Origin of the sequence: Nonomuraea sp. C10 (assembly GCF_008017515.1) — a bacterium.
Taxonomy (GTDB): domain Bacteria; phylum Actinomycetota; class Actinomycetes; order Streptosporangiales; family Streptosporangiaceae; genus Nonomuraea; species Nonomuraea ferruginea.
Genome location: NZ_VPFF01000001.1, coordinates 5,380,345 through 5,393,997, shown reverse-complemented (window position 1 = coordinate 5,393,997; position 13,653 = coordinate 5,380,345). Strand labels below are relative to the sequence as shown.

The following is a 13,653-nucleotide window of genomic DNA, read 5'->3' as shown; positions in this document are numbered from 1 at the left end:
CACAGTAGGAATTCCGCGGTTCGTTTCGTACGGTCAACCGGCACAGGGAACCGCCGATTTCGTGTGCACGTTGCACGGCTCATTCGAGCGCGGACAGATAAACGCTTTTCTCCTGCGTGTAGAAGAGCATCATCGTGGGCCCGGCCTGCTCCTTGAAGGTCTGCGTCCCGGACTCCTTGAGCCCGCCGAAGGGCACGTTCATCGCCATGCCGGTGGTCGGCTGGTTGACCTTCACCAGCCCGGTACGGCTGCGCCTGGCGAAGTCCAGGGCCCGGCCGAGGTCCCGGGTGACGATGCCGGAGGCCAGGCCGTACTCGGTGGCGTCGGCCAGCGCGAGGGCCTCCTCGAAGTCGGCGGCCCGCTGGAAGGCCAGGACCGGCCCGAAGATCTCCTCGCGGGCCAGCCGCATGTCCGGCCGCACGCCCGCGAACACCGCCGGGGACACGAAGAACCCGCGCTCCAGGCCGTCACCGGTGAGCCTGCGGCCCCCGGTGACGAGCTCCGCGCCTTCCTCCTGGCCGGCGCGCACGTGGTCGAGCACCTTGGCGAGCTGGAAGTCCGCGGCGAGCGGGCCCATGTCCACGCCCGGCGCCCGGCCGTCGCCGACGGTGCGTTCCCCGGCCAGCTTCGCCACCCGCTCCAGCAGCGGCTCGTACACCTCGCCGAGCGCGATCACCCGGCTGGTGCCGGTGCACGCCTGGCCGCTGAGCCCGAACGCCCCGGTCGCGATGATCCGGGCGGCCCGGTCGAGATCCGCGTCGGGCAGCACGACCACCGGGTTCTTGCCGCCCATCTCCAGTTGGACCCGGCGGGACGGGCCGGCGGCCGCGTGCACGGCGCGGCCGGTCGCGGTCGAGCCGGTGAACGTCACGGCTCCCACCCTGGGGTCGCCGGCCAGCGCCGCGCCCGGCTCGGGGCCGCCGTGCACCAGCGCCAGCGCGCGTGACGGCAGCCCGGCCGCGAGCAGCGCCTCCACCAGCCGCTGCGCCGTCAGCGGGGTGAGCGGCGAGGGCTTGAACACCACGCCGTTCCCTGCGGCGAGCGCGGGACCGATCTTCCTGGACGGGATGTTGAGCGGGAAGTTCCACGGCGTGATCGCGCCGACCACGCCGACCGGCTCCCGCCAGGTGTAGACCAGGGCGCTGCCGGGGGCGGCGTAGGTCTGACCGCTCATCCGCACCGCCTCGGCGGCGTGGAAGCGCAGGTTCATCGGCGTCCGGCGGGTCTCCACCGACGCCTCGGCCAGCGTCTTGCCCTCCTCCCGTACGATCTCCGCGGCCAGTTCGGCGGCTCGGGCCTCCAGCAGGTCGGCGGCCTTCTCCAGGACCCTCGCCCGGGTCTCGGCCGGCGTGGCGGCCCACTCCGCCGCGCCCCCGGCCACGGCCGCCACGGCGGCGTCCACGTCGGCGGCGGAAGAGTCGGGGAACGCGCCGACCACGTCGTCGACGTCCGCCGGGTTGCGGCGGGTGAACGTCTCACCCGAAAGCGCGGGCACCCACCGGCCCCCGATCAGGTTGCGACCCTCGTACGCGCTCACCGGCGCACCCCCTCGGGCACACGCCGGGAAAGCGCGTCGGGTGTGGCGTTTTGCGGGATGAGGGCGGTGGGTGCGGTGTCTTGCGCAGTGGGGGTGTCGGGTGCGGCGTTCTGCGTGGTCGGGGGGTGTTGGGCTGCTGCGGTGAGTTCGATCTCCACGGGGGCGCCGCCTGGCAGGGCCCGTACGCCTACCGCTGTGCGGGCGGGGATGCCGAGCGCCGGCGCCGTACGGGCCAGCGCGGCGGACGCGCCGTCCGCCACCGCCGACAGCTCCGTGAACCCGTCCACGCAGGCGATGAAGACGCTCAGCCGGAGCAGCCCGCGCAGCCGGTCGAGCCCGCCCGCCGCGCCCGCCACCGCGGCCAGGGCGTTGCGCGCGGCCAGCCCGGCCGCCTCGGCGGCCGCGGCCGTATCGACCTCGCCGCCGACCAGGCCGGTCACGGTGAGCGTGCCGTGGTGCCTGGGCGTCATCCCGGCGCTCACCACCAGCGCCGAGCAGGGCACGTACCCGCGTCCCCGGCACGGCGGGTGCGGCTGGCTCACGGCGGCCGCGTAGGCCCCGCGCGGGCACGGCACCTCGGGGAGCTCCTCCGGGATCGCTCCGTCCGTTCTCCTGTCGGTCTCAGACACCGAGAGCCACTCCGTCCTGTCGCGGATCCGCCGCGCCGAGCAGCGCGCCGGACTCCTCGTCGATCGAGATCACCAGGGCGCTGCCGCCCGCCCCCCACGCGCCCTGCGTCCGGACCTCGTGCCCCAGCCCGGCGAGCCGGGCCAGCGTCCGCCGCCCCAGCCGGGTCTCGCACCGCAGCTCGTACGGGCTGCCCAGGGTGTCGGCGTCGCTGCCGGGGTGCACGGTGAACCGGGGGGCGCCCACCGCCCGCGCGGGGTCCGCCCCGTGGTCGAGGAGGTGGGACAGCAGTTGCGTGTTCCACTGCACCTGGCCGTCGCCGCCGGGCGTGTTCCCCGCGTGCCGCAGCCGGCCCGCGTCGTCGGTGACCAGCCAGGCGTTCAGCGTGTGCAGCGGGCGGCGGCGGGGAGCCACCTCGTTGGGGTGCCCGTCCCGGAGGTACGCCCCCCGGCCCAGCCGGTTGTTCAGCACCACGCCGGTGCCGGGCACCGTGACCCGGGCGCCGAACGTGAAGGCGAGCGAGTGGATCAGGCTCACCGCGCGCCCGTCGCCGTCCACGGCCACCACCGAGGTGGTGTCGCCCGCTGCGGGCACCGCCGGGGCAACCGGGTCGGGCAGCCGCCCGGCGGCGAGCAGCGCCCGGCGGGCGGCGATCTCCCGAGGCGTCAGCAGCTCCCGCCATCCGTCGTCGCCGTCGCCGCAGCGGGCCAGCCGGTCGGCGAACGCGAACCGCGCCGCGTCCGCCGCCCAGTGCACCGCCTCAGCCGACAGCCAGGGCAGCTCCGCCAGCGTGCCGTCGCACATCCCCGCCTGCTGGAGCACCATCCACCCGGGGGAGGGCGGCGGTGTCTGGTGGACGTCCATGCCCCGGTAGCGCCCGGTCAGGGCCGGACCGGGCACGACCTTCCCCGTCTCGGCCCACTCCATCCCGGAGAACGGCGCGCCGGCGGCGGCCAGCGCGGACACGGCCCGCTCCGCCAGCTCTCCGGTGTAGAGGTCACCGGGGTCGCCGGCGAGGCGGCGCAGCGTGGCGGCCAGCTCCGCCTGGACGATCGGGGCGCCCACGGCCGGCACGGCGCCGCCGGGCAGGAACACCGCCGAGGTCCCGGGGTCGGCGGCCAGGGCGTCGCGGTGTTCCAGGATGTCGGCCCTGGTCTTGGCGGTGCAGCGCAGCCCGCCCTGCGCGGCGGCGATCGCGGGGGCCCAGAGCTCGGCCAGGCTCCGGGTGGCGCCGGCGCCGTGCAGCGCGGCCAGCGCCGCCACCGCGCCGGGCACGGCCACCGCCAGCGGCCCTTCCATGGGGACGGCGGTAAGCCCGCGCGCCCGGTAGAAGTCCGCGGCGCCCCCGTCGGGGCCGTATCCGCTGCCGGAGAAGGAGACCACCGCGCCGTCCGGGCGCCGAAGCAGGGCGAAGGCGTCCCCGCCCACGCCGCACTGGCCCGGCAGCGCCAGCCAGCTCATCGCGGCCATCGCGAGGGCCGCGTCCACGGCGTTGCCGCCGTCCTGGAGCACGCGCACCCCGCTGAGGCTGACGGCGGGATGGCTGGAGGCCACCATCCCTCCTGCCGACACCGCCGGTCCCCGTGGAGGGTCCTGCCAGTCCTGTCGTTCTGAACGCACGAACCACAGTGTCTGCCTGTCCGCAATGTCCGGATATGGAGGAAGTGTTGGATTCGGCGTGCGGAACTTGGGCGTCCTGCACATCCGGGAAAGCGACCTCCGGCGCGGCGACGCGGACGTGAGCCGGTTCCGGGTCGCCGTCGCATCGGCACGCTGCACAAACAGCCGGGCGCTTAATGTGCAGTTTCCTCATTGTTCGCCTCGGGCCGACCCAGGACATTCTGTGCAACAGTTCGCAGCTTTGGTACGCCATGCCGTACCGAAAGGGAGGTGCCATGGAACTGGGTGCCGCTCACTGGATTTACCTGGCGGGAATGGCAGTGATCATCGGCGTGATGGTCGCCCGCAAGAACATCGTCATCCCCGCCGTCGCCGCCACTTTCCTCACCGCCTGGGCATACACGGGAGACCTCGTCTCCGGGTTCCGGTCCGTCTTCGGCGCCAGCCTCACGGCCGCCGCCGAACTGTTCAACATCTTCCTCATCATCGCCCTGGTGACCGCGCTGCTCGGCGCGCTGAAGTCGCTGGGCGCCGACCGGCGCATGGTCGAGCCCTTCCGGGTGGTCATGCGCAACGGGCACACCGCCTTCTGGGTGATGGCGGCGGTGACCTACGTCATCAGCCTGTTCTTCTGGCCCACCCCCGCCGTGCCGCTCATCGGCGCGATCCTGCTGCCCGCGGCCATCAGGGCAGGGCTGCCGCCCCTGCAGTCCGCCCTGGCCATGGCCATCGCGGGACAGGGGATGGCGCTGTCGAGCGACTACGTCATGCAGGTCGCCCCCGGCCTGTCGGCCACCGCCGCCGGAGTCGAGGCGAGCGTGGTGGCCGACCGCGCCATGGTGCTGTCCCTCATCACCGGCGGCGTCGCGCTGGTCCTCGTCTACGTCATGAACCGCAGGCACATCCTGCGGCCGAGCATGACCCATTTACAGGCGTGGGAGGCGCTCTCCACGAGCGCCGCCGAGACCGTCCAGGAGACCGGCGCCCAGAACGGGGTTCCCCAGCCCGCCGGGAGCAGCGTGCCGGTGGCGCACACGGCCGCCGGGCCGGTGGAGATGACCGCCGCCGGCGCCACGGTGGCCGTCGCGCCCGCCCCCCAGGACGGCGGGCCGGGCCACGGCGGCCCTCCCGGGGAAGGCGCCGGGGCGGGGCGCTCCAGGGCCTTCGCCGTCATCGTGCCGCTCGTCCTGCTCGCCGTGGTCGGCTACATGCTGCTCGGCAAGTTCACCGGCCTCGTCCCCGAGACGGTGGGCTCGGACGCCGCCGCCCTCGTCGGCGGCGTGGTCGCGCTCCTGCTGCTGGCCGCCTCGATCACCAAGGACGCCCGGGGCAGCCTGGAGGCGTGCGCCGAGCACGTCGTGGACGGCCTGGTGTTCTCGATGAAGGCGATGGGCATCGTGCTGCCGATCGCCGGCTTCTTCTTCATCGGCAACGGCGACTTCGCCGGTCGCATCATGGGCCTGGAGGAGGGCGCCGAGGCGCCGAGCTTCCTGTTCGAACTGGTGAGCGCCGCGCAGGGCGCGATCCCGTCCAACGCCTTCTTCATGGCCTTCGCCCTGCTCGTCATCGGCATGATCACCGGTCTCGACGGTTCCGGGTTCTCCGGCCTGCCGCTGACCGGCTCGCTGTCGGGGGCGCTCGGCCCCGCCGCGGGCGTCGACCCGGCCACCCTGGCGGCCGTCGGCCAGATGGGCGCCATCTGGGCCGGCGGCGGCGTGCTCATCGCCTGGTCCTCGCTCATCGCGGTCGCGGGCTTCGCCCGCGTCTCGGTGCTGGACCTGGCCCGGAAGGCGTTCCTGCCGGTGATGCTGGGACTGCTGGCCGCCACGCTGGTGGCCGTGCTGATCTTCTGATGGCCGCCTCCCTCTCCGGTTCTTGCAAGGTTAGGCTAACCTTATCTAGCATGTCCGGCAGAGGGAGGCGATGCCTCGGTGGAGACACTGCTGAGCGGACCGGACGGCACCTACGACATCCTGGGAATCGGCTTCGGCCCATCCAACCTCGCGCTGGCGATCGCGCTGGCCGAGCACAACGCGCGGGTCCCGGAGAGCGAGCGGCTCCGCGTCGGATTCCTGGAGAAGCAGCACGACTTCGGCTGGCACAGGGGGATGCTCCTCGACGACGCGACCATGCAGGTGTCCTTCTTGAAAGACCTGGTCACCATGCGCGACCCGGCCAGCGACTTCAGCTTCCTCTGCTTCCTCAAGCAGAGCGGCAGGCTGGTGGACTTTCTCAACCACAAGACGCTCTTCCCGTTACGCATCGAGTTCCACGCGTACTTCGAGTGGGCCGCCGCGCGGATGCGCGACCTGGTCGAATACTCGGCGGAGGTGGTGTCCGTCGAGCCGGTGACCGGGGAGGGCGGTGAGGTCCACGCGTTCGACGTGATCGTCCGCGATCCGGAGCGTCCGGAGCGCACCTTCATCCGCCGCGCGCGCAACCTCTGCGTCGCCACCGGCCTGGAGCCTCACCTGCCGCCGGGGACCGTCGTCTCCGACCGCGTGTGGCACAACAGCGAACTGCTGCCCCGCGTGACCGCGCTCCAGGAAGCCGGGACCCGGGTGCGCAGGGCCCTGGTGCTCGGGGCGGGCCAGAGCGCCGCCGAGACGGCCGACTACCTGCACCGCACCTTCGACCAGGCCGAGATCTGCGCCGTCTTCGCCAAGTACGGCTACACCCCCGCCGACGACAGCCCCTTCGCCAACCAGATCTTCGACCCGGCCGCCGTCGACACCTACTTCGGCGCCCCGCCCCAGGTCAAGCAGTCCCTGCTCGACTACCACCGGAGCACGAACTACTCGGTGGTGGACATGGACCTCATCGAGTCCCTCTACCGGACCGTCTACCGGGAGAAGGTCCGGGGCAGCGAGCGGCTGCGCCTGCTGCGCGCCTCGCGCATCCGCGAGGTGCGCGCGCTGGACGACCGGCTCCGCGTCGAGGTGGAGTTCCTGCCCACCGGCGCCCGCGAGGTGATCGAGGCCGACCTGCTCGTCCACGCCACCGGCTACCGGCCCCAGGACATCGGCGCCGTGCTCGGCCGGGCCGCCAAGCTCTGCCTCCGCGACGAGGAGGACGAGGTCAGGATCGGCCGCGACTACCGCGTACTGACGCCCCCGAACGTGTCGGCCGGCATCTACCTCCAGGGGGCGGGCGAGCACACCCACGGCCTCACCTCGACGCTCCTGTCCACCACCGCGATCCGGGCCGGGGAGATCCGCGACTCGCTGCTCGCCCACCGCACGCCGCGGGCCAGGGCGGCGACCTAGTGGTCGTCGCCGAGGGCCGGCCGGGCGTCTCCGCGCAGCGGCCGGCCGGCCTCGCCGCGGGCGGCGCCGGCCGGAGCGGCGTCCTGCTCGTGCTCGTGGCGGCGCTGGCCGCCACGTGCGTCCTCAGCGTCGCCGCCGGCACCAGGACCGTCGCCCTCGGCACGGTCTGGGACGCGTTCGCCCACTTCGCCAGCACGGAAGAACACGTGATCGTCCGCGAGCTGCGCGTGCCGAGGACGCTGCTCGGCCTGCTGGCGGGGGCCGCGCTCGGCGTCTCCGGGGCGGTGCTCCAGGCCGTGACCCGCAACCCGCTGGCCGACACGCAGATCCTCGGGATGAACGCCGGCGCGGCGCTCTTCGTGGTGTTCGCGATCGGCGTGCTCGGGCTCACCGGCATCTGGTCGTACGTGTGGTTCGCGTTCGCCGGGGTGGCCTTCGCCACGGTCCTCGTCTACGCGCTCGGCTCGATCGGGCGCGGCGGCGCGACGCCGCTCCGGCTGACCCTGGCGGGCGTCGCGCTCGGCGCGGTCATGTCGGGCGCCTCGGCCGGGATCCGGCTGGTGAAGCCGAGGGCCTTCGACTACCTGCGCTTCTGGGACGTCGGCACGCTCGCCGGACGGCCGGCGCAGATCGCCGTGGCCGTCGCCCCGTTCGTCGTGCTCGGCCTGGGCCTGGCGCTGGCGGCGGCCCGCTCGCTGAACGCCGTCGCGCTGGGCGACGACCTCGCCCGCACGCTCGGCGCCGGGGTCGTCAGGACGCGCGTGCTCTCGGTGCTCTCGGTGACGCTGCTGACCGGGGCGGCGACCGCGGCCGTCGGGCCGATCGGATTCGTGGGCCTGATGGTGCCGCACGCCGTCCGCCGGATCGTCGGGCCCGACCAGCGCTGGATCCTCGCGTACACGGTGATCTGCGCGCCGATCCTGCTGCTCGGCGCGGACATCGCCGGGCGGATGCTGATCCGTCCGGCCGAGTTGCAGGCGGGCATCGTCACCGCGTTCCTGGGCGCGCCGGTCCTGATCTGGCTGATCAGGCGGAGAGCGGTGAGCGGCCTGTGAACGGGGTGGACTTCGGCCACCGGGTCGTCGTCGCGCGCGGACCCGGCCCGCTGTCGGTCCGGTTCGGCGCGCGTACCGCGCTCGTCTGCGCCGGGCTCGGCCTGGCCGCCCTGGCGGTCGCCGTGCTCGGGCTGGGCACCGGCGAGTTCGAGGTGCCGCCTGGCGAGGTGATCGGGGCGCTGGCCGGGCAGGGCTCCGGCGCGACGCGGCTGGTGGTCGTCGAGTGGCGGCTGCCGCGCGTGCTGCTGGCCCTGCTCGTCGGCGCGGCGCTCGGGCTGAGCGGCGCCGTCTTCCAGTCGCTGCTGCGCAACCCGCTCGGCAGCCCGGACGTGATCGGCTTCAACACCGGCGCCTACACCGGGGTGCTGGTCACGATGCTGCTGGTGGGCCGCGACTACCACCAGACCGCGGCCGGCGCGCTGGCCGGGGGGCTCCTGGCGGCCGCGGTGGTCTACCTGCTGGCGTACCGGCACGGCGTCCACGGGTTCCGGCTCATCGTCGTGGGCATCGCGATCAGCGCGATCCTCGCCTCGGTGAACCAGTGGTTCGTCATCAAGGTCCAGCTGCAGCTCGCCGTCGCCGCCGCCATCTGGGGGCAGGGCAGCCTCAACACGGTCACGTGGGAGCAGGTCCCGGCCGTGGCCGTCGCGGTCGCGCTGCTCGCCGCGGGCCTGCTGGCTCTCGGGCCGCGCCTGTCGCTGCTGGCCATGGGCGAGGAGTCCGCCGCCGCGCTCGGCGTGCGCACCGAACGGACCCGGCTGCTCTGCCTCGTCATCGGCGTCGCGCTGACCGCCGTGGCCACCGCCGCCGCGGGGCCGATCTCGTTCGTCGCGCTCGCCGCCCCGCAACTGGCCCGGCTGCTCACCCGTACGGCGGGCGTCGCCCTGGCGCCCTCGGCCGTGATGGGCGCGCTGCTGCTGACCACGAGCGACTGGCTCGGCCAGCGGCTGTTCGCGCCCACCCAGCTGCCCGTGGGCGTGGTGACGGTGTCGCTCGGCGGGCTCTACTTCGCCTGGCTCCTGGCCAGGCCGATGCGGAAGGCGGCACCGTGAGACTGAGCGCCAGGGACCTCACGCTCGGCTACGACCAGCGGCCGATCAGCGAGCACCTCGACCTGGAGATACCGGACGGCCGGCTCACCGTGATCGTCGGGCCGAACGCCTGCGGCAAGTCCACCCTGCTGCGGGCGCTGGCCCGGCTGCTCAGGCCGTCCGCCGGGCAGGTCGTGCTCGACGGCGAGGACATCCATTCATACCCGGCCAAGGAGGTCGCCCGGCGGCTCGGCCTGCTGCCGCAGACGTCGATCGCCCCGGACGGCATCACCGTGGCCGACCTGGTGGCGCGCGGCCGCCACCCGCACCAGAGGCTGCTGCGGCAGTGGTCGGAGCGGGACGAGGCCGCCGTGGTGAACGCGATGGCGGCCACCGGCGTCACCGACCTGTCGGGACGGCTCGTCGACACGCTCTCCGGCGGCCAGCGCCAGCGGGTCTGGGTGGCGATGGTGCTCGCCCAGGAGACCCCCATCATGCTGCTGGACGAGCCGACCACCTTCCTCGACATCGCCCACCAGATCGAGCTGCTCGACCTCTGCCTCCGGCTGAACCGGGAGCAGCGCAACACCATGGTGGCCGTCCTGCACGACCTCAACCAGGCCTGCCGGTACGCCGACCACATCGTCGCGATGAAGGCGGGCGCCGTCGTGGCCCAGGGCGACCCCAAGGCGATCGTCACCGCCGAGCTGATCGAGGATGTGTTCGGGCTGCCCTGCCGGATCATCGACGACCCGGAGACCCACACCCCGCTCGTCATCCCCCGCTCCCACCACGCGAACAGGAGAAACGATGTCCGACAACCCCTTCGACGATGAGGACGGCACCTTCTACGTGCTGATCAACGACGAGGAGCAGCACTCCCTCTGGCCCACGTTCAAGGAGGTGCCACAGGGCTGGCGCGTCGTCTTCGGCGGGGAAGGCCGGAGCAGACGCCAGGAATGCGTCGACTACGTCGAGGAGCACTGGACGGACCTGCGGCCGAGGAGCCTGCGCGAGAGCATGGCCGCCGAGCAGTGACCCGACCCATGACCCGCCCCGTCACCGGGCGCCGCGTCCTCTGGCGCGCGGTGACCCGCAACCGGCGCCGGCTGGGCGCCGGCACCGGCCTGATCAGCCTGCACCAGGTGTGCGAGTCGCTGGTGCCGATCCTCATCGGGGTCATCGTCGACCAGGCCATCGGGCCGGGCGACGGCGGCGCGCTCCTGCTGTGGGTGGCGGCCATGGCCGCGCTGTTCACCGCGCTGACCATGTGCTACCGCTTCGGCGCCCGCCAGCTGATGATCGCCATCGCCGACGAGGCGCACACCCTGCGCGTCGAGGTCGCCTCGAAGATCCTGCACCCGCGCGGGATCAGGACAGACCGGCGGGCCGGCGACCTGCTCACCGTGGCCGTCAACGACACTGACAACACCTCCTACCTGCTCGACTACGTGCCGCGCGTCGCCGGAGCGGTGACCGCGACCGCGGTGAGCGCCGTCGCGCTGCTCGTGATCGACGTGCAGCTCGGGCTGGCCGTGCTGATCGGCACGCCCGTCGTGCTCGTCGCCCTCCAGGCCGCCACCCCGCTGATCACCAGGCGGGTGGCCGAGCAGCAGGAGCTCGCCGGCGAGGCCACGTCCCTGGCGGCCAACGTGGTCAGCGGGGTGCGCCCGCTGCGCGGCATCGGCGCCGAGGGCGCGGCGGCCCGCCGCTACGACGAGGTCAGCAGGCGCTCCCTGCGGGCGGCGCTGCGCGCGGCCCGCACCCAGGGCGGCTACCTGTCCGCCTCCATGTCCAGCGGCGCGTTGCTGGCGTGCGGCGTCGCGATCCTGGCCGGGTGGTTCGCGCTCAACGGGCGGATCACGGTCGGCGAGCTCATCACCGTCATCGGTCTCGCGCAGTTCCTGATGGAGCCCATCGGCCTGCTCGCGGTCGTCCCCGGCTGGGTGGCCGAGGCCAGGGCCTCCGCCGACCGCGTCGCCGGCGTCCTGGACGCCGAGCCGCTGCTCCCCGAGGGTACGGAGGAGGTCGCGGGCCCGTCCGGCCTGGAGCTGCGGACGCTCAGGTACGGCCCGCTGGACGGGGTCGACCTGCGGGTGCGGCCGGGCGAGTTCGTCGGCGTGGTGCCCCACCGGGCCGCCGACGGGGAGGCGCTCGTCAAGATCCTCTCTGGACAGGTGGCGCCGGAGGAGTACGAAGGCGGTGTGCTCGTCGGCGGCGCGCACCTGTCGCGGCTCGCGCCCGCTGACGCCCGCCGGGTGATGCTGGTGGAACCCCATCTCACCGACCTTTTCACCGGGACCGTCGAGGAGAACGTCACCGCGGGCGGGCCGCTGGACGAGGCCGCGCTGGAGGCGTCCGCGGCCGGCCAGGTCGTCTCCGCCCATCCCGACGGCCTCGCCCACCTGGTCGCCGAGCGCGGCGCCAGCCTCTCCGGCGGGCAGCGGCAGCGGCTCGCGCTCGCCCGCGCGCTGATGGCCCGCCCGCCGATCCTCGTGATGCACGACCCCACCACCGCCGTCGACGCGGTGACCGAGCACGAGATCGCCCGGGGCCTGCGCGCGCTGCGCGGCACCGGGGAGCTCACCACCGTGGTGGTGACGAGCAGTCCGGCGCTGCTCGCCATGACGGACCGGGTCGTGGTCCTCGACGGCGGCCGGGTCGCCGCCGAGGGAACCCACGCCGACCTGGCCGTGACGGACGACGACTACAACCGGGCGGTGCTGAGATGACGGCCTCCGACCAGGCGACGGGCCCGGAGCGGCTGCCCGTCGCGGACGCGCGCAGGACATGGGCGTGGCTGCGGGCGGAGCTGCGCGGGCGGTGGCGGGCCGGGGCGCTCGCCGTGCTGGTGGGCGCCGTGGGCGCCGCCGCGTCGGTGGTGCCCGTGTACGCGCTCGGCAGGCTCGTCGACCTCGTCACGGAGCGGGCTCCCGGCTCGGCGATCGTCCCCGTCGCCGCGGTGATCCTCGTGGGGGCGCTCGTCGGCGGCCTCGCCGCCGGGCCCGGCACGTACCTGATCAGCCGATTGTGCGAGCAGGTGCTCGCCGACCTGCGGGAAAGCACGGTGGCCCGCGCGCTCTCCCTCCCCGTCACCACCCTGGAACGGGTCGGCAAGGGCGACCTGCTGTCACGGGTCAGCACCGACACGGCCGCGATCGGCAAGGCGGCCTCCAACGTCGTGCCCACGATGATCTCCGCGTTCCTGCTGGTCGTGGTGAGCGTCGCCGCGATGGCAGGGCTCGACTGGCGGCTCGGGCTCGCCGGCGCGGTCGCGATCCCGCTGTACGTGATGGCGCTGCGCTGGTACCTGCCACGCGCCGCGCCGAAGTACGCCGAGGAGCGGCGCGCGGTGGCGGACAACTCGCAACTGCTGGTGGAGAGCATGCAGGGCGTCCGCACCGTGCACGCCTACCGGATGGAGCAGCGGCGCCTGCACGGCATCGGGAACGCCTCGCACGAGGTGCGCGACATCTCGGTGTCCGTCTTCACGCTGTTCACCCGGTTCGTCGGACGCGTCAACCGCTCGGAGTTCTTCGGCCTGGCCGCGATCCTCGTCACCGGCTTCCTCCTCGTCCGCCAGGGGCACGTGACCGTCGGCGAGAGCGCGGCGGCGGCGGTCCTGTTCCACCGCCTGTTCAACCCCATCGGCATGCTGCTGTTCACCTTCGACGAGGTGCAGGCGGCGGCGGCGAGCCTGGCCAGGCTCGTCGGCGTCATCGACCTCGCCCCCGCGGAGGATCCCCGCGACGGGACGGGAGAGCCGGTCGACGCGTCCCTTGAGCTGGCGGACGTGCACTTCCGTTACGACGGCGCCCCCGAGGTGCTGCACGGCGTCTCCATCAGCCTGCCGGCCGGCTCGCGGGTCGCGCTGGTCGGATCGACGGGCGCGGGCAAGTCCACCATCGCGGCGATCGCCGCGGGCATCCTCACGCCCGGCAGCGGCTCCGTACGCGTCGGAGGAGCGGCGCTCCCGCCCGGGAGCCTGCGCGAGCATGTCGCGATCATCACCCAGGAGGTGCACGTCTTCGCCGGCCCGCTCATCGAGGACCTGCGCCTGGCGCGGCCGGACGCCTCGCCGGAGGAGGCCGCCGCCGCGCTCGCCGCCGTCGGCGCCCTGGACTGGGCGACGGACCTGCCCGACGGCCTCGGCACGGTGGTCGGCGAGGGCGGGCACGAGCTCACCACCGCCCAGGTCCAGCAGCTCGCCCTCGCCCGCCTGATCCTCGCCGACCCCCCGATCGCCATCCTCGACGAGGCCACCGCCGAGGCCGGCAGCCTCGGCGCCCGCAAGCTGGAGGAGTCCGCCGCCGCGGCCACCCGCGGACGCACCACCCTGATCGTCGCCCACCGCCTGACCCAGGCCGCCTCCGCCGACCGGGTGGTCGTCCTGGAGCACGGCCGGATCGTGGAAGAGGGCGGGCACCGGGAGCTCGTCGCCGCGGGCGGCCGGTACGCGGAGCTCTGGCGTGCCTGGGAGGCGCGCACCCCCACGTCGTCATCACGTTAGGGCAGCC

General features: G+C 73.9%; 11 protein-coding genes. 8 read left to right on the top strand and 3 right to left on the bottom strand.

What is annotated here, in order from left to right:
* Positions 1-79: 79 nt before the first annotated feature.
* Genes FR742_RS24715 through FR742_RS24705 form a run of 3 tightly spaced genes read right to left on the bottom strand, consistent with a single transcriptional unit; the run spans position 80 to position 3,736 of the window.
* Positions 80-1,537, bottom strand: a complete 1,458-nt coding sequence (locus tag FR742_RS24715) for an aldehyde dehydrogenase (RefSeq protein ID WP_148033147.1) — start codon at positions 1,535-1,537, stop codon at positions 80-82.
* Positions 1,534-2,166: a Rid family hydrolase gene (locus FR742_RS24710; protein WP_222709047.1), complete on the bottom strand. Its 633-nt coding sequence runs from the start codon at positions 2,164-2,166 to the stop codon at positions 1,534-1,536. Before FR742_RS24710 ends, FR742_RS24715 begins: the two co-directional genes overlap by 4 nt.
* Complete coding sequence (locus FR742_RS24705; protein WP_222709046.1) at positions 2,159-3,736, bottom strand: gamma-glutamyltransferase; 1,578 nt, start codon at positions 3,734-3,736, stop codon at positions 2,159-2,161. The genes FR742_RS24710 and FR742_RS24705 overlap by 8 nt, the downstream gene beginning before the upstream one ends.
* Before the next feature lie 362 nt (positions 3,737-4,098).
* Between FR742_RS24705 and FR742_RS24700 the strand changes: the two genes are divergently transcribed.
* The 8 genes from FR742_RS24700 (at position 4,099) to FR742_RS24665 (ending at position 13,646) form a co-directional block, all read left to right on the top strand.
* The gene (locus tag FR742_RS24700; protein ID WP_222709045.1) at positions 4,099-5,637 is read left to right on the top strand and encodes a hypothetical protein; all 1,539 of its coding nucleotides are present in this window, start codon (positions 4,099-4,101) and stop codon (positions 5,635-5,637) included.
* Between the two features lie 78 nt (positions 5,638-5,715).
* Complete coding sequence (locus FR742_RS24695) at positions 5,716-7,050, top strand: lysine N(6)-hydroxylase/L-ornithine N(5)-oxygenase family protein (RefSeq protein ID WP_148033145.1); 1,335 nt, start codon at positions 5,716-5,718, stop codon at positions 7,048-7,050.
* Entirely contained in the window at positions 7,050-8,105 is a 1,056-nt protein-coding gene (locus FR742_RS24690; protein WP_148033144.1) for an iron ABC transporter permease, read from the top strand. The genes FR742_RS24695 and FR742_RS24690 overlap by 1 nt, the downstream gene beginning before the upstream one ends.
* Entirely contained in the window at positions 8,102-9,157 is a 1,056-nt protein-coding gene (locus FR742_RS24685) for an iron chelate uptake ABC transporter family permease subunit (protein WP_148033143.1), read from the top strand. The genes FR742_RS24690 and FR742_RS24685 overlap by 4 nt, the downstream gene beginning before the upstream one ends.
* A complete protein-coding gene (locus FR742_RS24680; protein WP_148033142.1) occupies positions 9,154-9,972 on the top strand; it encodes an ABC transporter ATP-binding protein in 819 nt (272 codons plus the stop codon). The genes FR742_RS24685 and FR742_RS24680 overlap by 4 nt, the downstream gene beginning before the upstream one ends.
* Complete coding sequence (locus tag FR742_RS24675; protein ID WP_148033141.1) at positions 9,947-10,174, top strand: MbtH family protein; 228 nt, start codon at positions 9,947-9,949, stop codon at positions 10,172-10,174. Before FR742_RS24680 ends, FR742_RS24675 begins: the two co-directional genes overlap by 26 nt.
* Positions 10,175-10,182: 8 nt before the next feature.
* On the top strand, positions 10,183-11,868 hold the full coding sequence (locus FR742_RS24670) for an ABC transporter ATP-binding protein (protein ID WP_148033140.1): 1,686 nt from the start codon (positions 10,183-10,185) through the stop codon (positions 11,866-11,868).
* Positions 11,865-13,646, top strand: a complete 1,782-nt coding sequence (locus FR742_RS24665; protein ID WP_148033139.1) for an ABC transporter ATP-binding protein — start codon at positions 11,865-11,867, stop codon at positions 13,644-13,646. Before FR742_RS24670 ends, FR742_RS24665 begins: the two co-directional genes overlap by 4 nt.
* The last annotated feature ends 7 nt before the right edge of the window (positions 13,647-13,653 follow it).